This is a genomic window from Mesorhizobium sp. M0410 (assembly GCF_040321435.1).
Taxonomy (GTDB): Bacteria; Pseudomonadota; Alphaproteobacteria; order Rhizobiales; family Rhizobiaceae; genus Mesorhizobium.
Genome location: NZ_JAMYRN010000001.1, coordinates 143,457 through 169,484, shown reverse-complemented (window position 1 = coordinate 169,484; position 26,028 = coordinate 143,457). Strand labels below are relative to the sequence as shown.

The 26,028-nt window shown below is 62.1% G+C and carries 30 protein-coding genes; 18 read left to right on the top strand and 12 right to left on the bottom strand.

From position 1 onward, the window contains the following. Nucleotides 1–38 precede the first annotated feature (38 nt). From NKI63_RS00820 to NKI63_RS00805, 4 genes are all read right to left on the bottom strand, one after another. The gene (locus NKI63_RS00820) at nt 39–806 is read right to left on the bottom strand and encodes an ATP-binding cassette domain-containing protein (RefSeq protein WP_254815918.1); all 768 of its coding nucleotides are present in this window, start codon (nt 804–806) and stop codon (nt 39–41) included. 2 nt (nt 807–808) lie between these two features. Beyond that, nucleotides 809–1,885, bottom strand: coding sequence for an ABC transporter permease (locus NKI63_RS00815; RefSeq protein WP_292655972.1), 1,077 nt, complete (start codon nt 1,883–1,885; stop codon nt 809–811). A 95-nt stretch (nt 1,886–1,980) separates the two neighbouring features. Beyond that, the gene (locus tag NKI63_RS00810; RefSeq protein WP_254815920.1) at nt 1,981–2,922 is read right to left on the bottom strand and encodes a sugar ABC transporter substrate-binding protein; all 942 of its coding nucleotides are present in this window, start codon (nt 2,920–2,922) and stop codon (nt 1,981–1,983) included. A gap of 308 nt (nt 2,923–3,230) precedes the next feature. After that, entirely contained in the window at nt 3,231–4,262 is a 1,032-nt protein-coding gene (locus tag NKI63_RS00805) for a LacI family DNA-binding transcriptional regulator (RefSeq protein ID WP_352686505.1), read from the bottom strand. A 130-nt stretch (nt 4,263–4,392) separates the two neighbouring features. On the opposite strand from NKI63_RS00805, the gene NKI63_RS00800 reads away from it, so the two are divergent. The 3 genes from NKI63_RS00800 to NKI63_RS00790 are packed head-to-tail and all read left to right on the top strand — an operon-like array spanning nt 4,393 to nt 7,109. After that, a complete protein-coding gene (locus NKI63_RS00800; RefSeq protein WP_502900438.1) occupies nt 4,393–5,523 on the top strand; it encodes a fatty acid desaturase family protein in 1,131 nt (376 codons plus the stop codon). A gap of 39 nt (nt 5,524–5,562) precedes the next feature. Then, complete coding sequence (locus tag NKI63_RS00795) at nt 5,563–5,877, top strand: MocE family 2Fe-2S type ferredoxin (protein WP_352505981.1); 315 nt, start codon at nt 5,563–5,565, stop codon at nt 5,875–5,877. 2 nt (nt 5,878–5,879) lie between these two features. Continuing rightward, nucleotides 5,880–7,109 (top strand): NAD(P)/FAD-dependent oxidoreductase, encoded by a 1,230-nt coding sequence (locus NKI63_RS00790; protein WP_352820348.1) that lies wholly within the window; start codon nt 5,880–5,882, stop codon nt 7,107–7,109. Nucleotides 7,110–7,144: 35 nt separating this feature from the next. Here NKI63_RS00790 and NKI63_RS00785 read toward each other — a convergent pair whose 3' ends face one another. The 5 genes from NKI63_RS00785 to hslV all read right to left on the bottom strand — a co-directional run bounded on the left by NKI63_RS00785 (nt 7,145) and on the right by hslV (nt 11,290). Beyond that, complete coding sequence (locus NKI63_RS00785) at nt 7,145–8,104, bottom strand: DUF1402 family protein (protein ID WP_352505980.1); 960 nt, start codon at nt 8,102–8,104, stop codon at nt 7,145–7,147. A gap of 183 nt (nt 8,105–8,287) precedes the next feature. Further along, nucleotides 8,288–9,601, bottom strand: coding sequence for an ATP-dependent protease ATPase subunit HslU (gene hslU, locus NKI63_RS00780; RefSeq protein ID WP_254815924.1), 1,314 nt, complete (start codon nt 9,599–9,601; stop codon nt 8,288–8,290). 4 nt (nt 9,602–9,605) lie between these two features. After that, nucleotides 9,606–10,202: a DUF2585 domain-containing protein gene (locus NKI63_RS00775; RefSeq protein ID WP_352505979.1), complete on the bottom strand. Its 597-nt coding sequence runs from the start codon at nt 10,200–10,202 to the stop codon at nt 9,606–9,608. A 4-nt stretch (nt 10,203–10,206) separates the two neighbouring features. Continuing rightward, nucleotides 10,207–10,749: a GNAT family N-acetyltransferase gene (locus NKI63_RS00770; RefSeq protein ID WP_352477085.1), complete on the bottom strand. Its 543-nt coding sequence runs from the start codon at nt 10,747–10,749 to the stop codon at nt 10,207–10,209. After that, the gene (hslV, locus tag NKI63_RS00765) at nt 10,739–11,290 is read right to left on the bottom strand and encodes an ATP-dependent protease subunit HslV (protein ID WP_254815927.1); all 552 of its coding nucleotides are present in this window, start codon (nt 11,288–11,290) and stop codon (nt 10,739–10,741) included. Before hslV ends, NKI63_RS00770 begins: the two co-directional genes overlap by 11 nt. Nucleotides 11,291–11,513: 223 nt before the next feature. Here hslV and hisB point away from each other — a divergent pair, with 223 nt between their 5' ends. From hisB to NKI63_RS00705, 12 genes are all read left to right on the top strand, one after another. Continuing rightward, nucleotides 11,514–12,113 (top strand): imidazoleglycerol-phosphate dehydratase HisB, encoded by a 600-nt coding sequence (gene hisB / locus NKI63_RS00760; protein WP_352505978.1) that lies wholly within the window; start codon nt 11,514–11,516, stop codon nt 12,111–12,113. Between the two features lie 4 nt (nt 12,114–12,117). Beyond that, on the top strand, nt 12,118–12,591 hold the full coding sequence (locus NKI63_RS00755; protein WP_352505977.1) for a DUF2628 domain-containing protein: 474 nt from the start codon (nt 12,118–12,120) through the stop codon (nt 12,589–12,591). Between the two features lies 1 nt (nt 12,592). After that, nucleotides 12,593–13,243, top strand: a complete 651-nt coding sequence (gene hisH, locus NKI63_RS00750; RefSeq protein WP_352505976.1) for an imidazole glycerol phosphate synthase subunit HisH — start codon at nt 12,593–12,595, stop codon at nt 13,241–13,243. A 3-nt stretch (nt 13,244–13,246) separates the two neighbouring features. After that, nucleotides 13,247–13,537 carry a DUF1330 domain-containing protein gene (locus NKI63_RS00745; RefSeq protein WP_254815931.1) on the top strand — a complete coding sequence of 97 codons (291 nt, stop codon included), beginning with the start codon at nt 13,247–13,249 and terminating at the stop codon, nt 13,535–13,537. A 2-nt stretch (nt 13,538–13,539) separates the two neighbouring features. Continuing rightward, nucleotides 13,540–14,283, top strand: coding sequence for a 1-(5-phosphoribosyl)-5-[(5-phosphoribosylamino)methylideneamino]imidazole-4-carboxamide isomerase (gene hisA, locus NKI63_RS00740; RefSeq protein WP_254815932.1), 744 nt, complete (start codon nt 13,540–13,542; stop codon nt 14,281–14,283). Between the two features lie 3 nt (nt 14,284–14,286). Next, nucleotides 14,287–15,123: an arginase family protein gene (locus tag NKI63_RS00735; RefSeq protein ID WP_352505974.1), complete on the top strand. Its 837-nt coding sequence runs from the start codon at nt 14,287–14,289 to the stop codon at nt 15,121–15,123. Then, nucleotides 15,120–15,914 carry an imidazole glycerol phosphate synthase subunit HisF gene (hisF, locus tag NKI63_RS00730; RefSeq protein ID WP_352506058.1) on the top strand — a complete coding sequence of 265 codons (795 nt, stop codon included), beginning with the start codon at nt 15,120–15,122 and terminating at the stop codon, nt 15,912–15,914. Before NKI63_RS00735 ends, hisF begins: the two co-directional genes overlap by 4 nt. Before the next feature lie 37 nt (nt 15,915–15,951). Further along, on the top strand, nt 15,952–16,278 hold the full coding sequence (locus NKI63_RS00725) for a phosphoribosyl-ATP diphosphatase (protein WP_254815934.1): 327 nt from the start codon (nt 15,952–15,954) through the stop codon (nt 16,276–16,278). An 18-nt stretch (nt 16,279–16,296) separates the two neighbouring features. Further along, nucleotides 16,297–17,256, top strand: a complete 960-nt coding sequence (gene coaA / locus NKI63_RS00720; RefSeq protein WP_352480184.1) for a type I pantothenate kinase — start codon at nt 16,297–16,299, stop codon at nt 17,254–17,256. A gap of 78 nt (nt 17,257–17,334) precedes the next feature. Next, on the top strand, nt 17,335–18,375 hold the full coding sequence (locus NKI63_RS00715) for a glycosyltransferase family 2 protein (RefSeq protein WP_502896114.1): 1,041 nt from the start codon (nt 17,335–17,337) through the stop codon (nt 18,373–18,375). Then, nucleotides 18,375–19,067: a class I SAM-dependent methyltransferase gene (locus NKI63_RS00710; RefSeq protein WP_352686516.1), complete on the top strand. Its 693-nt coding sequence runs from the start codon at nt 18,375–18,377 to the stop codon at nt 19,065–19,067. The genes NKI63_RS00715 and NKI63_RS00710 overlap by 1 nt, the downstream gene beginning before the upstream one ends. Beyond that, entirely contained in the window at nt 19,045–19,494 is a 450-nt protein-coding gene (locus tag NKI63_RS00705; protein ID WP_352686519.1) for a GtrA family protein, read from the top strand. Before NKI63_RS00710 ends, NKI63_RS00705 begins: the two co-directional genes overlap by 23 nt. Nucleotides 19,495–19,669: 175 nt before the next feature. On the opposite strand, the gene NKI63_RS00700 is transcribed toward NKI63_RS00705, so the two are convergent. The 3 genes from NKI63_RS00700 to NKI63_RS00690 form a co-directional block, all read right to left on the bottom strand. Continuing rightward, the gene (locus NKI63_RS00700) at nt 19,670–20,287 is read right to left on the bottom strand and encodes an alpha-ketoglutarate-dependent dioxygenase AlkB family protein (protein ID WP_352505971.1); all 618 of its coding nucleotides are present in this window, start codon (nt 20,285–20,287) and stop codon (nt 19,670–19,672) included. A gap of 129 nt (nt 20,288–20,416) precedes the next feature. Beyond that, a complete protein-coding gene (gene arfB, locus NKI63_RS00695) occupies nt 20,417–20,854 on the bottom strand; it encodes an alternative ribosome rescue aminoacyl-tRNA hydrolase ArfB (RefSeq protein WP_352505970.1) in 438 nt (145 codons plus the stop codon). 79 nt (nt 20,855–20,933) lie between these two features. Next, the gene (locus tag NKI63_RS00690; RefSeq protein WP_352505969.1) at nt 20,934–22,544 is read right to left on the bottom strand and encodes a phosphoenolpyruvate carboxykinase; all 1,611 of its coding nucleotides are present in this window, start codon (nt 22,542–22,544) and stop codon (nt 20,934–20,936) included. Between the two features lie 341 nt (nt 22,545–22,885). Between NKI63_RS00690 and NKI63_RS00685 the strand changes: the two genes are divergently transcribed. The 3 genes from NKI63_RS00685 to NKI63_RS00675 all read left to right on the top strand — a co-directional run bounded on the left by NKI63_RS00685 (nt 22,886) and on the right by NKI63_RS00675 (nt 25,997). Continuing rightward, the gene (locus NKI63_RS00685; RefSeq protein ID WP_023677547.1) at nt 22,886–23,587 is read left to right on the top strand and encodes a response regulator transcription factor; all 702 of its coding nucleotides are present in this window, start codon (nt 22,886–22,888) and stop codon (nt 23,585–23,587) included. A 147-nt stretch (nt 23,588–23,734) separates the two neighbouring features. Beyond that, nucleotides 23,735–25,519: a sensor histidine kinase gene (locus NKI63_RS00680; protein WP_302893519.1), complete on the top strand. Its 1,785-nt coding sequence runs from the start codon at nt 23,735–23,737 to the stop codon at nt 25,517–25,519. 31 nt (nt 25,520–25,550) lie between these two features. After that, nucleotides 25,551–25,997: an HPr kinase/phosphorylase gene (locus tag NKI63_RS00675; RefSeq protein WP_352505967.1), complete on the top strand. Its 447-nt coding sequence runs from the start codon at nt 25,551–25,553 to the stop codon at nt 25,995–25,997. Nucleotides 25,998–26,028 lie beyond the last annotated feature (31 nt).

Here is a 26,028-nt window from a genome sequence, read left to right as displayed (position 1 = left end):
GAAGGGAAGGCGTGTCAGCGCCGGTGGCCTCGTTGCCGTTACGCCGCAAGCTCCGCCTGCCCGGTCTTGGCACCGGTGATGTAGGAGACGATATCGTTGCCGTCGGTGTCTTGCTTGCGCAAATTGGCGACGATGCGGCCGCGCCGGAAAACGACGATGCGGTCGACCAGGTCGAACACCTGGCGCATGTTGTGAGAGATCAGGATCAGCGGTTCGCCATTTTCCTTCAGCGTGCGGATGATGTTTTCGACCTGCATCGTCTCTTGCACGCCGAGTGCCGCCGTCGGCTCATCCATGATGATGAGTTTGGAAGCAAAGGTCGCGGTTCTGGCAATTGCCACGCACTGGCGCTGGCCGCCCGACATATGGCGGATGGTGTTGGAAAGATTGGGGATCTTGACCGCCGTGCGGACCAAGGCTGCCTCGGTCGCCTTGCGCATGAACTTGCGATCGAGGATCGAGAAGGGTCCTAGATTGAACAGCACCCGCTCGCGGCCGAGGAACAGGTTCGAGGGCACGTCGAGATCGTCGGCGAGCGCCAGGTTCTGGAACACCGTCTCGATGCCCGCCTCGCGGGCTTCGATCGGGCCGGCAAAATTCACTTCCTTGCCGTCGAACCACATCCTGCCGCTGGTGCGCTGCTCGACGCCGGTGATCTGGCGCACGAAGGTCGATTTGCCAGCGCCGTTGTCGCCCATGATAGCGACATGCTCGCCCTTGCGCAGCTCGAAGTTGGCACCCTCCAGCGCATGGACGCCGCCATAATACTTGGTCAGGTTTTCCGTCTTCAGGACGATGTCCGACATGGTCAAGCCCTCATTGCCCGCAGGCGCTGGCGCCACTGGTCGAGAACGACTGCGCCGACGATGATCACGCCTTTGACCATCTCCTGATAATAGGCGTCGAGGCGCAGAAAGGTGAAGCCGGAGATGATGACGCCGAAGATCAGCGAGCCGATCACCGTCCCAATAATCGAGCCGCGGCCGCCCGACAGCGAGACGCCGCCGATAACCGCCATGGCGATCGCGTCGAGCTCGTACATCACACCCATGCCGGCCTGGGCGGTGAGATTCTTCGAGCTCAGCACCACGGCGGCGAGCGCGGCGAGGACGCCGGCAATGACATAGACGAGGATCTTGTGGTTGGCGATGTTGATGCCGGACATGCGCGCGGCGTCCTCATTGGAGCCGATTGCATAGCAGTGCTTGCCATATTTGGTGTAGCTTAGGATCAGCTGAAACAGCACCGCGAGCGATATGAAGATGATGACCGGCATCAGCCCCTTGCCGATGGCGGCGAAACTCTCGGTCGGAAACGAGATCGGCTGTCCCTTCGACCACCATTTGGCGATGCCGCGCGCGGTCACCATCATGCCGAGCGTGGCGATGAACGGCGGAATGCGGGTGTAGGCGATCAATGCACCGTTGACCAGGCCGGCCAGCAGTCCGCAGCCGATCGCGACCAGCACCGGCACGATCACCGGCAGGTCGGTCCAGCCCTGGGCGATGAACATTGCCTTGGGGTTCGGGTTGCCGTTGACGGTCGCCACCTGGGCGAAGCTCATGGCGATCATTGCGGTGGCGCCGACGATCGAACCTGAGGACAGGTCGATGCCGCCGGTAATGATCACCTGCGTCACGCCGATGGCAATGATGCCGACGATCGACACCTGCAGGATGATGATCTGCAGGCGCGCTTCGTTGAAGATCGCATCGATATTGTCGCGGGTATTGAACAGGAAGCTGTCGCCCAGGAAGACCCGGCCGATCAGCTCGAAAGCGCCGACCAGGATGACGAGTGCCAGGAAGACGTTGAATTCGGCCGGCCATGCGCGCCGCTTCGCATCATAGCTGAGCCCGCCGACGCCGTGAGATGTCTGTGCCAATCGTGCTTCCTCCGTCAGCCACGGTCTCTTTCGGCCGCTCTTCAGGCCGAGAGAGAAGGAGGAGCGGCGCTGGTGCGCCGCTCCGGTCCGCTGCCTCAGTTCTTCTTCAGGAACTTGTCGATATTCGCCGGCGTGACCAATTGGAACGGGATGTAGACCTTGTGCTCGACCTTTTCGCCCTTCGCCAGCTTGAGCGCCGCGTCAAGCGCGCCGGCGCCCTGGCCGGCCGCATCCTGGAACACCGTCACATCGAGATCGCCCGCCTGCATCGCCGCAAGCGCGTCCTGGGTAGCGTCGACGCCGCCGACGACAACCGACTTCATGTCGATGTTGGCGGCCTTCATCGCCTGGATGGCGCCGATGGCGCTTTCGTCATTGTTGGCGATGACGCCGTCGAACGGCTTGCCGGTCGACAGCCAGTTGGTCATCAGGTTCTGCGCTTCTTCGCGCTTCCAGTTCGACGTCTGCTTATCGATGATCTTGATGAAGCTGCACTCCGGCGTGGCGATCACATCGTCAATGTCCTTGGTGCGCTGCACTGCTGCCTGGTTCGACAGTTCGCCCATGATCACATAGACGTTGGCTTCGGTCTTGCCGGCCTCCTTGAACAGGCGGCAGACCTCCTTGGTCTCGAGCGTGCCGGAATCGGCTTCGTTCGAGGCGACGAAGGCCTGGTTTTCGGGCAGCGTGTCGACGTTGACCGGCTCGCGATTGACATAGACCAGTGGAATCTTGGCAGCGGCGGCTGCGTCCGACATCGCCTGGGTAGCCGAGGTGTCGACCGGGTTGACGATGATGGCGTCGACGCCCGAGGCGGCGAAGTTCTTGATCTGGTCGAGTTGCTTGGCGACGTCGTTCTGCGCATCCTCCACCTGCAGTTCGACGCCGTCCATGCCCTTGGCCTGCTCGATCATGCCGTTGCGCAGCACGGTGAGAAAATTGTCGTCGAACAACGCCATCGACACGCCGATCTTGGCAGCGAAGGCGGACGAACTCATCAGCGCCGCGAACGCGACGCCCAAAAGCAGTTTTTTCATTTTATTTCTCCTCCACATTGGTGTCCGGCTGCACCGATCTACCCGGAATCCCCGATCTCGCAGGGAATTCTCTCCCGATTGCCATGTAGTTCCGGAGGCATTTGCCTGAAACAGATCTTCCGGAACGAAAGAACCAAAATGCTCAGTTGGTGAAATATTTATTCCATTTCGCGTGGGCGTCAAGCGAGATTTCGCCATGAAGGATGGATTTTCGGCATTTCAAGCGCTTTTGGACGGACGCTCAGGCAAGCCAAGCCTGAAAGCATTCTGATAGATTACATCATGTCTGTCGCCAATGACCCGCGACGTCAGATGTTTTCCGGCAGATAGATGTCGAAGGGCAGAAAGGTCTGGCCCGGCGCATTCGCAGCGCCGGTCTCGATGGCATGCGCCATCAGCCGGACAAGCTCGCGGCAAAGCGCCGCCAGTGGCGTCGAGATCACCATCGTCAGGAAATTATCCGCCAGCGCCGAGCGGGAGTCGGGCGTGATCTCGTTGCAGACGACCGCCGGCGCCTCTGCCGGCTTTGCCTCCCTGAGCGCCGAGATCGCGCCTTCCATGCCGCCACCGGCGACATAGCAGCCGACGAGATCAGGGTGGCGGGCTAGAAGCTCGATCATTGCATCATGCGTGATCTGGTTCGCTTCCAGATTGACCAACGTCTCGAGCAGAGTGAATTCCGGCGCCTGCTCGCGAAAGAAGGAGCGAAAACCGATCTCGCGAAGCTCATGGCCATGGAAGCGATGGCTGCCGACGAAGAGGGCAACCTTGCCAGGCCTCTTCGCAGCTTTCGAGATCATCCAGGCAGCGGTGCGGCCGACCTTGCGATTGTCCAGGCCGACATAGCCCTCGCGAATACCGGACGCAAAGTCGGAAAGCAGGGAGAACACCGGTACGCCATTGGCTTTGAGAGCCTCGACGGCGACCGTCAGCGTCGGGTGATCAGGCCCGACCAGGGCGACGGCCCTGGATTTGGCGGCCAGCTTGCGCATTCGCTCGACGATCTCGTCCGGCGCCAGCGAGCCGGCGAAGTCGATGGTCGCCACGCCGCGAAAGCGCGGCGACTGCGATACCGCCAGTTCAAGCTCGCGGGCAAATTCGCTGTAGAAGACGTCCTCCCGCCGCAACAGCAGGAACCCGAGCCGATACTCCGGCAATTCATGGCGCATTCGCTGCTTGATCAGCCCGGCTGCGTGATAGCCAATGCTGGTCGCCGCTTCATAGACGCGGCGCGCGGTTTCCTCGCGCACCGGCAACCGGTTGTTCAGCACCCGGTCGACGGTGGCAACGCTGACCCCCGAAATGCGTGCCAGGTCGGTAATCGTCGGCCGTTTCGCCATCGCTGCCTCGCTCTATTGTTCGGCTTTTACACCATTATGATGTAAAATGATAGAAACTATCTTTGTGATATTGAGCCTATCAGGCTTCGGCGTTATTTGAATGGGACCGACTATGATCGAGGCCTCCGCCATGGTGGATATTGGACTCCGAACCGGGAACACGATCGCCACAGCAGCGTCCCGGCGTGACTACAGCCTGATCGGCCGCGACGCGAAGCTCGCCATCGAGAGCGGGCTAGCGGCGGCCGAGTGGTATCACACGGACGTGCCACGCAAGCAGATGAAGGAGCTGATGCAGCGCTCCGACGGCCCGGCGATCCGCGATACGGTCATCTGGCTCGGCGCCTTAATCCTGAGCGGAGCCGGCGCCGCCTGGTTCTGGGGCAGCTGGTGGTGCGTGCCGTTCTTCTTCGCCTATGGCGTCCTCTACGGTTCCTCCACCGATTCACGCTGGCACGAATGCGGCCACGGCACCGCCTTCAGGACGCAGTGGATGAACGACGTGGTCTATCAGATCGCCTGCTTCATGATCATGCGCAATCCGGTGACCTGGCGCTGGAGCCATACGCGCCACCATACCGATACCATCATCGTCGGCCGCGATCCTGAGATATCGGTGATGCGTCCGCCCGATCTGCTGCGCGTCGTGCTCAACTTCGTCGGCATTCTCGACGCCTGGCATGCGATGAGCGACATGCTGCGCAATGCAGCCGGTATCGTCAGCCCGGCCGAAAGAACCTTCATTCCCGAGCAGGAGCAGCCGAAGGCAATTGGCATTGCCCGCATCTGGACGACAGTCTATGCCGCGACCATTGTGCTGGCGCTCTACACGGGCTCGTTCCTGCCGCTGATGCTGGTCGGGCTGCCCAGGCTTTACGGCGCGTGGCACCATGTCATGGTCGGCCTGCTGCAGCATGGCGGCCTGGCTGAAAACGTCACCGATCACCGGCTCAACAGCCGCACCGTCTACATGAACCCGATAAGCCGCTTCATTTACTGGAACATGAACTACCACGTCGAGCATCACATGTTTCCAATGGTGCCCTATCATGCGCTGCCCAGGCTGCATGAGCTGATCAAGCACGATCTGCCGGCGCCGACAGCGTCCATCCTGGCCGGCTACCGCGAGATGATACCGGCCTTCCTGCGCCAGCTGCGCAATGAGGATTATTTCATCAAGCGCGAACTGCCGCCGACGGCGAGGCCCTATCGCGAGCACTTCCACAACGACAACGCTACCGCTGCGGTGGCTGCCGAATGACAAGCCTATGCCGAGGCACCCAAAATCGAGGGACCGTAAATGAGCGACTGGGTCGAGGCCTGTGACGCCGAGGACATCGACGGAGAGGACGTGATGCGCTTCGACCATGGCGGCCGCACCTTTGCTATCTATCGCAGCCCCGACGACGAGTATTTCGCCACCGACGGGCTTTGCACGCATGAGAAGGTGCATCTGGCCGACGGGCTGGTCATGGACGACATCATCGAGTGCCCGAAGCACAATGGCCGCTTCAACTACAAGACAGGGGCTGCCAGGGGCGCGCCGGTCTGCGTCGACCTAAGGACCTATCCGGTCAAAGTCGGCGCCGGCAAAGTCCTTGTCCGGATCGGTTGATGATGACGAAGGGAATGGTCGTCATCGGCGCCGGCGAATGCGGCGGGCGCGCCGCCCTTGCGCTGCGCGAGCTCGGCTATGATGGCCCCATAACCTTGGTCGGCGACGAGCCGCATCTTCCCTATGAGCGCCCACCACTGTCGAAAGACGCGATGGTCGCCGACGCGCCCCTGATCAAGGCGATCGCCAGCGACGCGATCCTGGCCGAGCGCTCTATCCGGCATATCCATTCGGTTCTGGCTGTGGCGATCGACCGCACGGCGCATGTCGTGCGCCTGTCAGACGGTTCCGCCCTGGCCTACGACAAGCTCCTGCTGGCGACCGGGTCTGTGCCGCGCAAATTGCCTATGCCGGGCCTTGGCGGGCGCTGCGTCTACCTGCGAACCTTCAACGACGCGCTGGCCATTCGTGCCCATCTCAACGCCGGCAATCGCATCGCCATAGTCGGCGGCGGCTTCATCGGGCTCGAGCTCGCCGCGGCGGCGCGCAGGCTGGGTGCCGCGGTCACCGTCATCGAGGCGCAGCCGCGCATTCTGATGCGCGGCGTGCCGGCCGAGATCGCGCAGGTCGTCCATCAGGCGCATGAAGCCGAAGGCGTAAAAATCCTGTGCGGCCAGGGCATCGCGGCCATTGCCGATGACGGCGCCGAAGTGCGCATCGCGCTTGCCGGTGGACACGACATTGTCGCCGATCTTGCCGTGATCGGCATCGGCGCCGTGCCGGTGACCGGACTTGCCGGGCAGGCGGGGCTGACCATCGACAATGGTGTCGCCGTCGACGCCGAGCTTCGCACCAGCGACCGGGATATCTTTGCAGCCGGCGATTGCTGTTCGTTTCCGCTCGCTATCTATGGCGGCCGGCGCGTGCGGCTGGAAGCCTGGCGCAATGCGCAGGAGCAGGGCGCACTCGCCGCAAGGAACATGCTTGGCGCCGGCGAGGCGCATTCGGCGGTGCCTTGGTTCTGGTCGGATCAGTACGGATTGACCCTGCAGATCGCCGGCCTGTCGGACGAAGGCCGCAGCATCGTTCGCCGCGACGTTGGCGACGGCGCCTTCATCCTGTTTCATCTGGCCGAGGACGGCAGGCTGGTTGCGGCAAGCGGCATCGGCCCCGGCAACGCGGTCGCCCGCGACATAAGGCTGGCCGAGATGCTGATTGCAAAGCAGGCAAAGCCGGCGCCGGAAGCGCTAGGCTCGCAAACGGTCAAGCTGAAGTCACTGCTGGCGGCGTGAGCTGAGGGCGTGGATAGTTGGCCGAACGCGTTCGGCTAAAACAGCGCTTTCAGCTCCGGCAGCTTGTCGTTGATCAGCCAGCCATAGTAATTTTCCTCAGGCAATTTTTCCGGCTCGCCCGCAGCGCGGCGCTTGTCGTTTTCGGCCTTCAGCGCATAGGCGCGCTGTTCGGGGTTGCCGACATTGTAGAGCGTCGACGTGAGGCCGGGATTGCCTGAGATGTCGTAGCCGGCGATGCTTCTATAGGCGTCGATCGATTTCCGGATCGTTGCTGCGACATAAGGCAGTGTCAGGTCAGGATCCATGATGGTCTTGTAGACCGCGTTGGGGTCGCCGACGTCGAGTTCCGGCAGGCCGGAAACCTTGTGCACGAGGTCGCTCATTTCCAGCGCCGTCAACGGATTGAGCTGGCCAAGGCCAAAAGTCTGGCCGGCATAATAAGGTTGGAAGAAAGTGGCACCGAAGCGGTCGTTGGGGAAGCTCTCGCCGTTGACGGTCTTGCCGCGGAACGACCGGTTCCACACCTGCTCGCGGCACTCCCATAGGTCGTAGCTATCGGACTTCCCGGCGCATTTGGCGAATTGCGGCCGCTGCACGAAATCGGTGATGTCCTCGCCGTCATAGGCGAAGGAGAGCTTGCTCGACAAATACGAGATCGCCTTGACGTAGTAGGTCTGCAGCCGGTCGTAGGCATCGACATTGTAGGTGTGCTCGCCGACGATGGCGCCGACGATATGCATTGGGTCGATGCCATAGGCCGCGGCTGCCTGCTTGATCTTGCCGCGCAACTCGGCATCGTTCTGGAGCAGCGCAAAGACTTTGCGGTATTTCGCCTGGAAGGTGGTGTTGGTCGCCTGGGTGCGCCGGCTCGATGCGCCCGGTATGTCAGGCTGCTCGGTGTTGCGGTTGCCCGGCGGCACCATCGTTTCCGCTTGCGCGGCGAACATGGCTGTCGCCAGCGTCAGCCCCAAAATGACGAGGATCAGTTTTTTCATGCGCCGCCGCCCAAATAATCGGCGGCAAACTAGGTAATGCTCCACCGGGAGTCGAGAGACGCCTGCACCGGACGGGACGAAAGCTTGCCGGATGCTTCCATTTGGCCACACCTCCGGAATGCCGGGCCGAATTTGACGGAGGCCGGGGGTAATTCCCCGGCCTCTTAGAGAATCAAGAGTCTCCTACAAGATGAAACGCGACAAGTCCGTGTTTCTGGAGAGGTCGCCGACATGCTTCTCGACATAGGCGGCATCGATTGTCACCGAGGTGCCGTTACGGTCCGGCGCGTCATAGGAGATGTCGTCCAGTACCCGTTCCATCACCGTCTGCAGCCGCCTGGCGCCGATATTCTCGACGCTGGCGTTAAGGTCGACGGCGATGCCGGCCAACGAATCGATCGCGTCATCGGTGAAGACCAGGTCGACGCCTTCGGTCTTCATCAGCGCGATATATTGCTTGATCAGGCTGGCTTCGGTCTCGGTAAGGATGCGGACGAAATCGTCCTTCTCCAGCGCCCGCAGCTCGACGCGGATCGGCAGGCGGCCCTGCAATTCCGGCAGCAGGTCGGAGGGCTTGGCGACGTGGAACGCGCCCGAGGCGATGAACAGGATATGGTCGGTCTTCACCGGTCCATATTTGGTCGCAACCGTGGTGCCTTCGACCAGCGGCAGCAGGTCGCGCTGTACACCTTCACGCGAAACACCGGCACCGATGCCGCCTTCGCGCGAGGCGATCTTGTCGATCTCGTCAAGGAAGACGATGCCGTCATTCTCGGTCGATTCGAGGGCCCGGCGCACCACTTCGTCCTGATCGAGCAGCTTGTCGGACTCGTCGCTGATCAACAGCCCGTAGGACTCCTTGACGGTCGTCTTGCGCAACTTGGTCTTCTTGCCGCCCATCGCCTTCGACAGCATGTCGTTGATGTTGAGCACGCCGATATTGGCGCCCGGCATGCCGGGGATCTCGAAGCCAGGCATGCCGCCATTGCCGGTATCGGCCACTTCGATCTCGATCTCCTTGTCGTCGAGCTCGCCGTCGCGCAGCTTCTTGCGGAAACTGTCGCGGGTGGCCGGGCTCGCCGTCTTGCCGACGAGCGCTTCGAGCACCCGTTCCTCGGCGTTGATGTGGGCACGCGCCTTGACGTCCTCGCGCATCTTCTCGCGCACCAGCCCGATGGCGATCTCGACCAGATCGCGGATGATCTGCTCGACGTCGCGGCCGACATAACCGACCTCGGTGAACTTGGTGGCTTCGACCTTGACGAAAGGCGCACCGGCAAGGCGTGCCAGGCGGCGTGAAATCTCGGTCTTGCCGACACCGGTCGGGCCGATCATCAGGATGTTTTTCGGCATCACCTCTTCGCGCATCTGGCCCTCGAGCTGCTGGCGGCGCCAACGGTTGCGCAAGGCAATCGCCACCGCACGCTTGGCGTCTTTCTGGCCGATGATGAAGCGGTCGAGTTCCGAAACGATTTCGCGGGGAGAGAAGGTGCTCATATCACTAAATTCCACTTTGCCACTGCCGAATGGACTCGAACGGATGCAGCAGCATGATCACGTTGAGTGTCAGATTGTCCCGGATGAGATAGCCGACACCGAATTCGAAGATGAGGGCGAGGGTGACGATCACCCATATAGGAAGCCTTCGCGCCATGACAAACCCCAGCACCATGGCCAGCGTGTCGGACACCGAATTGATGATGCTGTCGCCATAATAGTCGAGCGAGATCGTGCCGGCGCGGTAGCGGTCGATGATGAAAGGGCTGTTCTCGAGCAGCTCCCAGCCGCCCTCTATGACGACCGCAAACGCCAGCCTGAGCCCGATCGGCGAGCGCGGGAAAAGGAACCACGCCAGCGCATAGAACAGGAAGCCGTGAATGACGTGCGAGAAGCTGTACCAGTCGGAAATATGCTGGGAATTCTCCGAGCTTTGCACGATGCCGTGCCACAGCTTGACATAGCCGCAGGTACAGATCGGCGTCCGCCCCATGCCATAGAGGACCCCGGCCTGGAAGATAACCAGGCCGAGAACCAGCAGGAGCCCCATTCGCCAACTGTCTTCGTAGGCCGAGACGGTTTTGTCGCTGGATACGCTCATGCTGCTATTGCCCCTCTTCTGCGTCACCCTGTCCGGCATCACCCTCTGGGGCATCAATCGCCATCAGCACGGCATCGCCATATTCCGACTTCCTGCGATCGATAGCCGTGAAACCGGCCTTTTCATAGGCACGGATAGCCCGTGCATTGGCGGGGTCCGGGTCGATGATGACGCGCGGCGTACCTTCCTCGAAAAGCTGCTCGACGAACTGCCGGACGATCGCGGAGCCGTGGCCGACCCCGACAAGCTCCGGCACGCCGATCGACAGATCGATGCCGAGCGTGCCGAACGGCTGGTCGCTATAGGGATGGCCGTCCTCCAGATGCGGATCGTAGCTCTGCAAATAGCCGATGGGCTTTCCGTCCAGCTCGATAATTAGCGGCTCGACCGAAATGCTGTCGATATGCTCGCGGATCTCCGCAATCTCGGTCTCTGGGTCGTCCCACCACTCGGCGACATGCGGCTCGGCAAGCCAGCCGGCGATCATCGGCAGGTCCCTCTGGGTCACCGGCCGAAAACCATAGCGGAGGCTCCGCTCAGGCGGCATCGAGGGTTTCGACGACGAAGTTGTTGTTTGTGTAGACGCAAATGTCTGACGCGATCTGCATCGCCTTGCGGGCGATCTCCTCTGCGCCCTTGTCGCTGTCCATCAGCGCGCGTGCCGCTGCCAGCGCGTAATTGCCGCCGGAACCGATGGCCATGACGCCAAATTCGGGCTCCAGCACGTCGCCGGTGCCGGTCAGCGCCAGCGACACCGACTTGTCGGCCACCAGCATCATCGCTTCCAGCCGCCGCAAATAGCGGTCGGTGCGCCAGTCCTTGGCAAGCTCGACGCAGGCGCGTGTCAGCTGGTCGGGATATTGTTCGAGTTTGGCTTCCAGCCGCTCCAGCAGAGTGAAGGCATCGGCGGTGGCGCCGGCGAAACCGGCGATGACGTTGCCGCCCTTGCCGATGCGGCGCACCTTCTTGGCGTTGCCTTTCATGATCGTCTGGCCGAGGCTGACCTGGCCGTCACCGGCGATCACCACCTTGCCGCCCTTGCGCACGGTCAGGATGGTCGTGGCATGCATGGTCAGTTCATTCGACATTTCCTGCTCCGACAAGCACCGATCCCATCGAGGCGATCGGTGCGTTACGAGTGACTTGATCGGCCATATGTATGCATAGGCCGGACGATTGCAAACCGGCCATCCGCCGGGCCGGATAGTGCTCCGCAGCGGTAACTGGCAATCGCCGGATCATGCTGCTAGAAGGCTTTCGTTTTCAGGCCTGTGAACGCCTGACGTGCAAATCTGAGACAAGGATGAGGTCATGGCGCCCCGTTCCGCCGAGATAAGCCGCAAGACCAGGGAAACCGACATCTCCGTGTCGGTTCAGGTCGACGGCTCGGGCAAATCCGACATTTCGACGGGCGTCGGCTTCTTCGACCATATGCTGGACCAGTTGTCGCGCCATTCGCTGATCGACATGACCGTGAAGGCCAAGGGCGACCTGCATATAGACGACCACCATACCGTCGAGGATACGGGCATCGCCCTCGGCCAGGCGCTGGCCAAGGCATTGGGCGAGCGGCGCGGCATCATGCGCTACGCCTCGATCGACCTCGCCATGGACGAGACACTGACGCGGGCGGCAATCGATGTCTCCGGCCGGCCTTTTCTGGTCTGGAACGTTTCGTTCTCGTCGCCGAAGATCGGTACGTTCGACACCGAGCTGGTGCGCGAATTCTTCCACGCTCTGGCGCAGAATGCCGGCATCACGCTGCACATCACCAATCATTACGGCGCCAACAACCACCACATCGCCGAGACCTGCTTCAAGGCCGTGGCGCGTGTGTTGCGTTCGGCACTTGAGCGCGACCTGCGCCAGCTGGACGCGGTTCCCTCCACCAAGGGATCCCTGAAAGGGTAACGCCATGGCCATCTATGTCGTGATGGAGCCGCCAGGCCGCGGTGAAAGCGTGGACACCATCTTTATCCGTGACGGCTTTGCCTGGCTCGGCTTCCTGGTGCCGCCGCTGTGGCTGGCCTGGCACCGGCTGTGGGTTGAGGCGGCATTGGCGTTTGTCGCCATGGGCCTGCTCTCGATGCTGGGCGAAAGGCTGGACCTGGAAACAGCCGGCTCGCTTTTATCCTTCCTTGTCATGCTCTTTGTCGGGCTGGAGGGACAAGGCTTGCGAATTGCAGCCCTTCGTCGCCGCGGCTGGCATGAATGGGGTGTCGTCGAGGCCGACAGGCTCGACGACGCCGACATCCGCTATGTGTTGGAAGCCGCTGCGGATTCGGATTCACAAACTCATGCGCAGCGTATCGTCCCAGACGCAGCACATGCCCGGCCGGCGCAGATGGGCCTGGCACTGGGGCTGAACCATATTCCGGGAAAGCCCTGAGATGAGGGTCGCGATCATCGACTACGGGTCGGGCAATCTGCGCTCGGCCACCAAGGCCTTCGAGCGTGCTGCGCATGAAGCCGGCATTGCCGCCGCGATCGAACTCACCGCCGATGCCGAGCGGGTCAGGACCGCCGACCGCATCGTCCTGCCCGGCGTCGGTGCCTATGCCGATTGCGCCGCTGGACTGCGTGCGGTCGCCGGCATGTGGGAAGCGGTGGAGGAGGTGGCGATCGCCAAGGCTCGGCCGTTCCTCGGCATCTGCGTCGGCATGCAGCTGATGTCGGAGCGGGGCCTGGAAAAGACCGTCACAAAGGGCTTTGGCTGGATCGCCGGCGACGTCAAGGAGATCACGCCGGCCGATCCGACACTGAAGATCCCGCAGATCGGCTGGAACACGATTGACCTGAAGCGCAAGCATCCGCTGTTTTCCGGCATTGCGACGGGCGGCAAGGGACTGCACGCCTATTTCGTCCACTCCTACCATCTCGATGCACGGAAAGAGGATGAGGTGCTGGCGGTTGCCGACTACGGCGGCCCGGTAACGGCCGCTGTCGCCCGCGACAACCTGGCCGGAACGCAATTCCACCCCGAGAAGAGCCAGGCGCTGGGCCTGGCGCTGATCACCAATTTCCTAGGCTGGAGGCCCTGAACCATGAGCAAGAAGGGCTATTGGATGGCAATGGTCGATGTCCACGATCCCGAGATCTACAAGCAGTACATCGAGGCCAATGCCGCGGCTTTCGCGAAATACGGGGCGAAGTTCCCGGTGCGCGCCGGGCGGTATATCAGCCCGGAAGGACCGACAGGCAATCGCCACGTGCTGGTGGAATTCGAATCCTATGAAATGGCGCTGGAATGCTACGGCTCGCCTGAATACCAGGAGGCCTTGAAGTACAGGCTCGCCGGCTCGACCGGCCACTTTGTCATCGTCGAAGGCGCCTGAAGGTGATCCTGTTTCCGGCCATAGACCTTAAGGATGGCAAATGTGTGCGCCTCAGGCATGGCGACATGGCAACTGCGACGATCTATAACGACGATCCCGCCGCTCAGGCGCGCGCCTTCGAAGAGCAGGGCTTCGAATGGCTGCACGTCGTCGACCTCAACGGCGCCTTCAAGGGCCAGAGCGTCAACAGCGCCGCGGTCGGCGCCATCCTCAAGGCGACGAGCAGTCCGGTGCAGCTCGGCGGCGGCATCCGCACCCTGGCGCAGATCGAGGACTGGCTCGACCGTGGGCTGGCCCGCGTCATTCTTGGCACCGTGGCGGTGCGCGATCCGGATCTGGTCAGGCAGGCCTGCAAGGCATTCCCGGGCAAGATCGCCGTCGGCATCGATGCCAAGGGCGGTAAGGTCGCGGTCGAAGGCTGGGCCGAGGCCTCGAGTCTCGGCGTCATCGAACTGGCGAGGAAATTCGAAGGCGCCGGCGTCGCCGCCATCATCTACACCGACATCGATCGCGACGGGGTGCTGAGCGGCATCAACTGGGACGCCACCATCGATCTTGCGGAGGCGGTTTCGATCCCGGTCATCGCCTCGGGCGGGCTCGCCTCGATCGCCGACATCGTGCGCATGACCATGCCCGATGCGCAGAAGCTCGAAGGCGCGATCTCCGGTCGCGCGCTCTACGACGGCCGCATCGATCCGGCCGAGGCACTGGCGATCCTGCGTGGCAAACCGATGGCAGGGGTGTGAAACGTGAAGGTCTCGATTATCCTCGCTCCCTATGACAGCGGGCACTATCACGAAGGGTGCGGCCAGGGTCCGGACGCCATTGTCGGCGGTGGGCTCGTCGAAGCCCTGACCGTGGCTGGCCATGAAGTCGCCGTCGAAGATATCGGCAAGGTGGGAGACGAGCAGGGGCGCGAAATCGCAACCGGCTTCGCCGTCTGCAACGCTGTCGCGACCAAGGTTGGCCTCGCCCGCGATGGAGGACGCTTCCCCATTATCCTTGCTGGAAATTGCCTGACCGCCGCCGGTGCGGTTGCCGGTGAAGCTGCGGATTCGATCATCTGGATCGACCAGCATGGCGATCTCAACACGCCGGAGACGTCGGCCTACGGCTTTCTCGACGGCATGGCGCTGGCGGCGACTCTCGGGCTCTGCTGGCGTCCGATGGCGGCAGCGATTCCGGGGTTCCGGCCGATAAACCCGGCGCGCTGCATGCTGGTCGATGCCCGCGACGTCGATCCCGACGAAAAGCGCCTGCTGGAAACCTTGCCGATCGTGCGCACCGAATGTGCCGGTGCACTCGATATGATCGGAAAGCTCACGGCGACAGTGACTGTGCGGGCGCATCTGCATCTCGACCTGGACGTCGTCGATCCGAATGTGCTGCAGGTGAACCGCTACACGCATCCGGGCGGTCCGAGCCCGGAACAGTTACGGCAGCTTGCCTGCGGACTGGCCAGGTCTATCCCGATCGCGGGCGTTACGCTCTCGGCATACGACCCGGCCTTTGATTCCCAGTCCGAGGTTCCGCCCGTCGTCGGCCAGCTGCTCGTCGACTTTCTTGCGGCGATCGAGAGGATCTGATGCTGAAAGCCCGCGTCATCCCCTGTCTGGATGTCAAGAACGGCCGTGTCGTCAAGGGCGTCAATTTCGTCGACCTGGTCGATGCCGGCGATCCCGTCGAAGCGGCAAAAGCCTATGACGCGGCCGGCGCCGACGAGCTCTGCTTTCTCGACATCACCGCCTCGTCGGAAAACCGCCAGACCATTTTCGATGTAGTAGCCCGCACCGCCGAACAATGTTTCATGCCGCTGACCGTTGGCGGTGGCGTCCGTCAGGTCGCCGACATCAGGAAGCTGCTATTGGCCGGCGCCGACAAGGTGTCGATCAACACGGCGGCGGTGAAGACCCCAAATTTTGTCGCCGAAGCAGCGGACAAATTCGGCAACCAGTGCATCGTCGTCGCCATCGATGCCAAGAAAGTGTCCGCTGCGAGCGAGGCCGACCGCTGGGAAATATTTACCCATGGCGGCCGCGAGAAGACCGGCATCGACGCTGTCGAGTTCGTTCGGCGAGTGGTCGATCTCGGCGCCGGCGAGATCCTGCTGACATCGATGGACCGCGACGGCACCAAGGCCGGCTACGACATAGCCCTTACCCGCGCGGTCGCCGACGCCGTACGCGTGCCGGTCATCGCTTCCGGCGGCGTCGGCACGCTCGACCACCTTGTCGAAGGCATTCGCGACGGCCATGCCGGCGCGGTGCTGGCGGCGTCGATCTTCCATTTCGGCACCTACAGCATCGCCGAGGCCAAGCTGCACATGGCTCAGGCCGGACTGCCGATGCGGCTGGACTCGCCGGGTAATCGGTCCTAGAGCCTTTTCCGGCTAAGAAGAGGCTGTAAACGCCGTCATGACCGAGTTCTCGCTCTCCGATCTGGAGAAGATTATTGGCGAACGCGCGCGTTCCGGCGATCCGGATTCGTGGACGGCCAAGCTCTTTCAGCGCGGCATGAGCAAGGCAGCGCAGAAACTCGGCGAAGAGGCGGTCGAAACGGTGATCGCAGCCGTCAGCGCCGACCGGGACGCGCTTGTTTCGGAAAGCGCCGATCTCATCTATCATTGGCTTGTCGTTCTCGGCATAGCGGACATTCCGCTGAGCGATGTGCTCAACGAGCTTGAACGCCGCACCGGTCGTTCGGGCATCGCCGAAAAGGCGTCTCGGCTGGACCGGGGCTGATCGCTGCGGAGGAACTCGATGGACCAGCTCGCTCCTACCGAGAAGTATTCACCCTATCGTTTCTTCTCGGCCGAGCAATGGTCGCGGTTCCGCGCCGATACGCCGATGACGCTCACCGAGGACGAAATCCGTCGTCTGCGGTCGCTGAACGATCCGGTCGATCTCCACGAAGTCGAGCGCATCTATCTTTCGATGTCGCGGCTGTTGTCGGCTCACGTCGAAGCCAGTCAACTCCTGTTCAGGCAGCGCCAGGCCTTCTTCAACGCGCTGGACGCGGCCAAGACACCGTTCATCATCGGCATTGCCGGTTCCGTCGCGGTCGGCAAATCGACCACGGCGCGCGTGCTAAAGGAGCTGCTGGCGCGCTGGCCGTCGAGTCCCAAGGTTGACCTGGTCACCACCGACGGCTTCCTGCTGCCGAACGAAGTCCTGCGCCGCAACAATCTGATGGAGCGCAAGGGCTTTCCCGACAGCTACGACGTCGGCGCGCTGCTGCGTTTCCTGTCCGGCATCAAATCGGCGCAGCGCAACGTCCGCGCGCCGGTCTATTCGCACCTGACCTATGACGTCATTCCGGGCGCGTTCCAGACCATCGACCGGCCCGACATCCTGATCTTCGAAGGCATTAACGTCCTGCAGCCGGGCAAGCTGCCGAAGGACGGCAAGATCGTGCCTTTCCTGTCGGATTTCTTCGACTTTGCCATCTACATCGATGCCGAGGAGGCGCTGATCCATCACTGGTATATCGCCCGCTTCATGCGGTTGCGCGAAACCGCCTTCCGCGACCCGGCCTCCTTCTTTCACCGCTATTCGCAACTTTCCGAGGATGCGGCCCGCGCCATCGCCGAGGGCCTGTGGACCAACATCAACCTGAAGAATCTGCGCGAGAATATATTGCCCACCCGCGCCCGAGCCGATCTCATCCTGCGCAAGGGCGCCAACCATCTGGTCGAGGAAGTGGCGCTCAGGAAACTGTAACGGCGCGGTTAACGGCGCCTTAGGCTATCCCGGCTAGTGTTCGATGGGCAATTCCAGCGGATCTGTCGGGAGCAGTCTGTGATCAACGCGAGCAGTACCGGAGTTCGTGCGAGGCAGCCCCGCTATTCCCTGGTCATTCCGATCTTCAACGAGGAGGCGGTTCTTCCACTCCTTATCCGGCGAATAGTCGCCCTGCTCGACGCGCTGGACGCACCGGCAGAGGCTATTTTCGTCGACGACGGCAGTACCGACACGAGTGTGATCTACCTGCGTGGGATGGTTGCCGAGGAGCCACGCTTCCGGCTGATCGAACTGTCGCGCAATTTCGGGCACCAGATTGCAATTACGGCCGGCATGGATGCGGCTGCCGGGGAAGCCGTGGTGGTCATGGATGCCGACCTCCAGGATCCCCCTGAAGTCGTTCTCCAACTGGTGGAAAAGTGGAAGGAGGGCTATGAAATCGTCTACGCGAGGCGTATGCGGCGCGAAGGCGAAACCTGGTTCAAACGGCTGACAGCCAGCATCTTCTACCGGCTGATGGAGAAGATGACTTCGGTCGACATTCCCCGCGACGTTGGCGATTTCCGACTAATCGGCCGCAAGGCTCTCGATACGTTCAAGCAGATGCCGGAGCGCAACCGTTTCGTGCGCGGCATGTTCGGTTGGATGGGATTCAAGCAGACGGCGGTTTCATTCGAGCGACCGGCGCGCGCCGCAGGTGAAACAAAGTATCCTTTCTGGAAGATGCTCCGCCTGGCTGTCCACGGGGTCATCGGCTTTTCGGAAAAACCATTGCGTATGGCGCTCTGGGCCGGGCTCGCTATCTCGGGGGTAGCCGCGTTGCTCGGGCTCTTTGCCGTGGCTTCCTGGGCATTCAGTTTCGGTGTTGTCCAAGGCTGGACGTCGACAGTTGTGATTGTTTCCTTCTTGTCCGGGATCAACCTGTTCATGACCGGTATCGTCGGCCTCTATGTCGGCGGGATCCACTCCGAGATCAAGCGCCGGCCGCTCTATGTCGTTGATCGCCTTACTGGCTTCGAGGACGCGCTCCGGGCGGAAGTCGACAATCGAAACACCGAGGCGACGTTGTCGGCGTCACGCGACAGAAGGTTTGGTTGATGGCCGAACTCTTCGATCAATATCGCACCACCTATAACAGGACTGTCGACGACTCGATCAGCTTCTCCGGGCTGAAGCATGACTTCTTCCTGCACGCCAAGTTGGCCCCTCTCGCCGACCTGATCGCGACACGCGGTATCGCGAGGCGCGACGGCAGCGTTCGGGCGCTTGATGTCGGCTGCGGGATCGGCGCGCTGCATCCTTACGTGAAGCCGCTTTTTCCAGACCTTCACGGCTGCGACATTTCGAAGGAATCCATCGCCCGGGCGCGTGAGGAAAACCCCTGGGTCACCTATGCCGACTACACGGCTCCCGTGCTGCCTTACGCGGATGGCACATTCGACCTCGCATTCGCCGTTTGCGTCGTCCATCATGTGCCGCCCGAACATTGGCCGAGCTTCGTTTCCGAGATGCGACGCGTCGTCCGACCCGGCGGCGTTGTCTCGGTGATCGAGCACAACCCGTTCAATCCATTGACACGCCTGGCCGTCTTCCGCTGCCCCTTCGATGAAGATGCTGTCCTGATCAGTCGCCGCCAAGCCGGGCATCTCATGGAGACAGCCGGCCTCACACAGGTCGAAGGCAGACATTTTCTGATGTTTCCTTTCGCAAATTCGGTCGCGCGCAGGGTCGAGGGCTGGCTCTCAAATCTGCCGCTCGGTGCGCAATATGTGTGCAGCGGCCGTGTTTAGCGCCGGTTCGGGCTTCAGACTTGCAAAGCGGCCGGCGCGTTTCCTGATTATCGGCCTTGGCGCCACTCTGCTCTACGCACTGCTTGCCGCGGTATTTTCGATGGGGGACGCGGTGTCGATGCGGCCGGCTTCGGCCTCGGTGCTCGCTTATGCCATCGCCGCCGTCTTCTCCTATGCCGGACACAAGTATTTTACCTTCGTGTCCAGCGGGGCGCATCGTTTCGAGGCGCCTCGCTTTTTCGTGCTGACATTGCTTGGTCTGGCGGTGTCATTTCTTCTGCCCGCCGTGTTGTCCGGGATTCTGGGCCTGCAGGCGCAGATTCCGATTGTGCTGACATGCCTCGTAATCCCGCTCGTCAACTATGTGATGCTTCGCCACTGGGTATTCGCCAGTGCTGGGCTCGGTTTGCGGAACGGCTCGAGATGATGCGATTCCCGGACCGCCCGAGATCGGCTGTTGGCGCTCCAGGCCTGGCGTGCGCGCAACGATGCAACGCACCGCCAGGCTCCGGGCTTGCAACCCTGGCCGGGCAGTGCCCTGCTGCTGGCCAAAGGCTACAACGGCGGTCGTGGTACTGGCACCCCCGGGGCACCCGAACAGCCTATTTCGGCATAGTCACCCGCCGCAGCGTCAGATTGATGCGGCCGCCATTCTTGAGCAGTGCCGAGGTCGAAGGGTAGATGCGGTCGACGCCGTGAAAGCAGAGCCGGCCTTCGCCGCCGAGCACCACGACATCGCCGCTCTTCAGCCTGAACGATTTGGTGGCGCCGTCGCGCGTGGTCTGGCCGACCCGGAACAGGCAATCATCGCCGAGCGAGACCGAGACGACAGGCGCGGAGAAATCGCTCTCGTCGCGGTCCTGGTGAAGACCCATCTTGGCATCCTGCGAATAGAAATTGACCAGGCAGGCCTCCGGCGGGTGCGCATAGGCAGATACGTCCCGCCACAGATCGAGCAGCATCTCCGGGATCGGCGGCCAGGGCATTCCGGTCACCGGGTGGGTCGGCTGGTAGCGATAGCCGTGCTCCTTGTCGGTGACCCAGCCCAGCGGGCCGCAATTGGTCATGCGCACGCTCATCTCCTTGCCAGTGCGCGGCATTGCCGGCACGAACAGCGGGGCTTCCTCCACGACTTTCCTGATATCTTCCACCAGTACTTCCTGCATGGCGCGCGACAGGTAGCCGGGCATATGGCGGACGCCTTTGGGCAGTATGAGCATCGCGTCGCTTGATCCGTTGGTCTGGAAATCAGAATGCCACCGTCAAACGAAAACGGCGACCCGAAAGCCGCCTCCGACGGTGGCTGCGCGCTTTAACCGGCGATCTGAGATCCGAAGCCGCTTCGGCTGTCAGTCATCCCCGACCCGGCCGCGCAGTTTCTTGATCGAACCGCGCCCGGCCTTGCTCTTGAGCCGTCTTTCCACCGCGCCTTTGGATGGCCTAGTCTTCTTGCGCGGCGGCGACGGTGGTTCGGCGGCCTTGGCGACCAGTGCCGTCAGCCGCGCCCGGGCGTCCGCCCGGTTCTGCTCCTGGGTGCGGAAGCGTCCGGCTTCGATGACGATGACGCCGTCCTTGGTGGCGCGCTGGCCGGCAAGCTTGATGGTTCGTTCGCGCACCCGCTCCGACAGGCCAGACGCGTTGGCGGCATTGAAGCGCAATTGCACCGCCGTCGCCACCTTGTTGACGTTCTGGCCGCCCGGGCCGGACGAACGGATGAAGTCCTCGTGCAGGTCGCCCGGATTAATCACCGCATCGTCGGTGATGATGATCTTGTCGTCGGCGTTCATGCCGCAGTGATGGCGCGGCAGGCGGAAAAAGAAAAGGCCCGATCGAAGCCGGGCCTTGAAGCATCACCAGGGGCGACGGCTATTCAGCCGCTACCTGCATGCGTGGTGCGGCGCCGAGCACGGTGGCGTCGACATGGGCTTCGAACTTTTCGAAATTGTCGACGAACATGCCGACCAGCCTTGCCGCCTGCCGGTCGTAGGCGGGCTTGTCGACCCAGGTCGATCTCGGGTCGAGAATGGCGCGGTCGACGCCGGCAACCGTCACCGGTACGTCAAAACCGAAATTGGCGTCGGTGCGGAAGTCGGCCGCTTTCAGCGAGCCGTCGAGCGCCGCGGCAAGCAGCGCCCGCGTTGCCTTAATCGGCATCCGCTTGCCGGTGCCGTAGGCGCCGCCGGTCCAGCCGGTGTTGACCAGCCAGCAATCGACACCGTGGCGGGCGATGAGCTCGCGCAGCAGATTGCCGTATTCCGACGGATGCCGCGGCATGAACGGTGCGCCGAAGCATGTCGAAAATGTCGCTTCGGGTTCGGTAATGCCCTTCTCGGTCCCCGCCACCTTGGCGGTATAGCCGGAGAGGAAATGATACATCGCCTGCGCCGGGGTCAGCCGCGCGATCGGCGGCATAACGCCGAATGCGTCGGCGGTCAGCATAATGATGTTCTTCGGGTGGCTGGCGCGCCCCGTCTTGCTGGCGTTGGGGATGAAATGGAGCGGGTAGGCGCAGCGCGTGTTTTCGGTCAGCCCGCCGTCGTCGAAATCCGGCACGCGACCGGCGTCGAGCGCCACATTCTCCAGCACCGTGCCGAAGCGCTGGGTGGTGGCGAAGATCTCCGGCTCGGCTTCGGCCGAAAGCTTGATCGTCTTGGCATAGCAGCCGCCTTCGAAATTGAAGATGCCGTGCGGTCCCCAGCCATGCTCGTCGTCGCCGACCAGCGTTCGCGACGGGTCGGCCGACAGCGTCGTCTTGCCGGTCCCGGAAAGGCCGAAGAAAACGGCCGCGTCGCCGGCGGGCCCTTCATTGGCCGAGCAATGCATCGGCATCACGCCTTTTGCCGGCAGCAGATAGTTGAGCACGGTGAACACCGACTTCTTCATCTCGCCGGCATAGGAGGTACCGCCAATCAACACGATCATGCGCGAAAGATCGACCGCGATCACCGTTTCGCCGCGCGTGCCGTGGCGGGCGGGATCGGCGCGGAACGACGGCAGGTCGATTATCGTCAAATCGGGCACGAAATGCTCGAGTTCGGCGGCGGCAGGCCGGATGAGCAGATTGCGGATGAACAAGGAGTGCCAGGCAAGCTCCGTGATCACCCTGGTCGGCAGCTTCAGTTCCTCGTCGGCACCGCCGACCAGGTCCTGCACATAAAGGTCCTTTCCAGCCGCATGGGCGCGAAAATCGGCAAGCAGCGTATCGAACTGGATCGGCGAAATCGCCTTGTTGTTGTCCCACCATACATGCGGCGCGGTGCTTTCGTCGCGCACCACGAATTTGTCCCTGGGCGAGCGGCCGGTGTGCTGCCCGGTCTCGGCGGCAAGCGCGCCATGCGCGGTGAGTCGGGCCTCGCCACGGCGGATGGCCTCCTCGTAGAGCGCGGCCGCGCCGAAATTATAGCGCACCACGCCAGTGGTTCTCAGGCCGATCCGATCGATTGCACATGCAGGATTGCGTTTGCCGGCTTCCGACATGGGTGTCCCTTCTTCGATTTACCGCGTCTTTACCGGCGAATTCCGGAAACCCCATTGCAGGAGCTAATAACGTCAAAACCAGAAAAGGCGAATGATATCAAATCATTAATCGATTTAAATATTTTGAAAGTTGTTTAAATCGTTTATATGTGCAAAAACACTGATGGTTGCCCAAGGATTGGCGATGTTCATTCGTCCAATCCCTATCGAGGTACAATTGTGGCCGCCGGCGTGCCGCGCGTGACAGCGGATAAAGCCTATGCCACATTTTGTACCTAATTTGTCCTGCAAAAGCCCCTTCTCGACGAAAGAAGGGACAGCTCATGAGGGAGCCGCTTGAAATGGCAACAATCGCGCTTGTCGACGACGATCGCAACATTCTGACTTCGGTTTCGATCGCCCTCGAATCCGAGGGTTATCGGGTCGAAACCTACACGGATGGGGCATCGGCGCTGGAGGGACTGGCGGCGCGCCCGCCGAACCTCGCCATCCTCGACATCAAGATGCCGCGCATGGATGGCATGGAGTTGCTGCGCCGGATGCGTCAGAAATCCGACCTGCCGGTGATCTTCCTGACCTCCAAGGACGATGAGATCGATGAACTGTTCGGCCTCAAGATGGGTGCCGACGACTTCATCCGCAAACCCTTCTCGCAGCGTCTTCTGGTCGAACGCGTCCGCGCCGTGCTGCGCCGCGCCAGCACCCGCGAGGCGGCGGCCAAGGCGCCCAACCAGCAGGCCCGGTCGCTTGAGCGCGGCCAGCTTGTCATGGACCAGGAGCGCCACACCTGCACCTGGAAGGGCGAGCCGGTGACGCTGACCGTCACCGAGTTCCTCATCCTGCATTCCCTGGCACAGCGCCCGGGCGTCGTAAAAAGCCGTGATGCGCTGATGGATTCCGCTTATGATGAGCAGGTCTATGTCGATGACCGCACCATTGACAGTCACATCAAGCGGCTGCGCAAGAAGTTCAAGGCCGTCGATGATGACTTCGAAATGATCGAAACCCTTTACGGAGTCGGGTATCGGTTCCGCGAAGCATGAATAGGCAGTAGGCAGTAGGGAATAGTCGGTAGTCAGTTTTGAATGATGCGAGCGGCCACTCATGCATCGCCGCGATCTCAGCAACCATTTCTCTATTCCTGCTGCCTACTCACTACTCACTAATTACCGAGCGGGAGCTGCTATTCGATGGCAGTGGAAGTAGAGCGAGTGAGACGGTCGGGCGCCGCCAGGCGCCCGCCGCGGATTCTGCCCGCCTTCGTGTCGAAAATTACGGTGCCGATGCGCCGGTTTCTCGGCCATCACATCTTTTCCAGCCTGACGCGGCGTATCCTCTTTCTCAATCTTGCCGGCCTTGCCGTCCTGGTCACCGGCATTCTCTATCTCAATACCTTTCGCGACGGGCTGATCGACGCCCGTGTCGAGAGCCTGATGACTCAAGGCGAGATCATCGCCGGCGCGATCGCCGCGTCGGCGACGGTCGAAACCGATTCGATCAGCATCGATCCGGAAAAGCTGCTTGAGTTGCAGGCCGGCGAAAGCCTCGGCCCCGGCTCCGACCAGCTCGACAATCTCGATTTCCCGATCAATCCGGAGCGCGTGGCGCCGGTGCTCAGGCGGCTGATCTCGCCGACGCGCACGCGCGCCCGCATTTATGACCGCGACGCCAACCTGCTGCTCGATTCCCGCCATCTCTATTCGCGCGGCCAGATCCTTCGCTACGACCTGCCGCCGGTCGAAGAGGAGCAGCCGGACCTTCTGGAGCGCATCCAGAAATTCGTCTTCGATTTCTTCCGCAACAAGCAGCTGCCCGTCTATCGCGAGCAGCCGGGCGGCAACGGCGCTGCGTTTCCGGAAGTGGTCAAGGCGCTTACCGGCAGTCCGTCGACGATCGTGCGGATCTCGGAGCAGGGCGAGCAGATCGTTTCAGTGGCGGTGCCGATCCAGCGCTTCCGTGCCGTTCTCGGCGTGCTGATGCTGTCGACCGAAGGCGGCGACATCGACAAGATCGTCGCGGCCGAGCGCAAGGCGATCCTGCGCGTGTTCGGCATCGCCGCCCTGGTTACCGCCATCCTGTCGATGCTGCTGGCCTCCACCATCGCCAACCCGCTTCGCCGGCTTTCCGCGGCGGCGGTCAGGGTTCGCCGCGGCGTCAAGAACCGCGAGGAAATCCCCGACTTCTCCGACCGCCAGGACGAGATCGGCAATCTCTCGATCGCCGTGCGCGACATGACCAATGCGCTCTACGCCCGTATCGAGGCGATCGAAAGTTTTGCCGCGGATGTCTCGCACGAGCTGAAGAACCCGCTTACCTCGCTGCGCAGCGCTGTGGAGACATTGCCGCTGGCCAAGAACGACAATTCGCGGAGCCGGCTGATGGATATCATCCAGCACGATGTGAGGCGGCTGGACCGCCTGATCACCGATATTTCCGATGCCTCCCGTCTTGATGCCGAGCTGGCGCGGGAAGACGCGGGAACCGTCGACCTGAAGAAGTTCATCACCGATCTGGTCGCCGTCTCGCGCGAGGCCACGCGCAACAAGAAGGCGGTCGAGATCGAGTTCAAGGTCGCCAAACTGCCGCAGGGCGTGAAAGGCTACTTCGTCGTCGGCCATGATCTGAGGATCGGCCAGGTGATCACCAACCTGATCGAGAATGCCCGCTCGTTCGTTCCCGAAGATCGTGGCCACATCACCATATCGCTGGCACGCGCCGGCAAGTTCAACATCGTCACCGTCGACGACAATGGCCCCGGCATCCGGGCCGATAACATCGATCGCATTTTCGAACGGTTCTATACCGATCGGCCGGCCGGCGAGGCGTTCGGCCAGAACTCGGGCCTTGGCCTGTCGATATCCAGGCAGATCGTTGAAGCCCATGGCGGCACGCTGAGCGCCGAGAACATCCCGGGCACCAAGCCTGGCGAGATCAAGGGCGCGCGCTTCGTGGTGACACTGCCGGCGGAAGGCTGAGGGATGAATTCCAATCACGCCTGGTCCTATTGTGCAGCCTGAACACATTCACGGCACCGCGATCCTGATAGGTGATCGCGGCATTCTCATCACCGGACCGTCCGGCTTGGGCAAGACGACGCTGGCGCTCGCCTTGATCGATCATTGCAGCCAGCGCGGGCTGTTTTCCCGGCTGATCGGCGATGACCAGCTCTTTGCCGCCGATTGCGAGGGGCGGCTGGTCTGCCGCGCACCAGCCAGCATAGCCGGCCTCGTCGAGGTGCCGGGATTCGGCCCCAAACCGATACAGTTCGAGCCAAGCTGCGTGATCGACCTCATTATCCGGCTGGTGCCAGCCGGCAAAATGGTCCGCTTCCAGGAAGACTGCAGCGAACTCGTTGTCGGCGTGACAGTGCCGCGCATCGATCTTGCCGGGCGCAATGTCCCGGCCGCCTTGCCGGCAGTGATGTCGCGTCTGTCGATTGCGCCTTTCCTGTGATCCGATTTCGATTTTTTGCTGCAATGCGTCA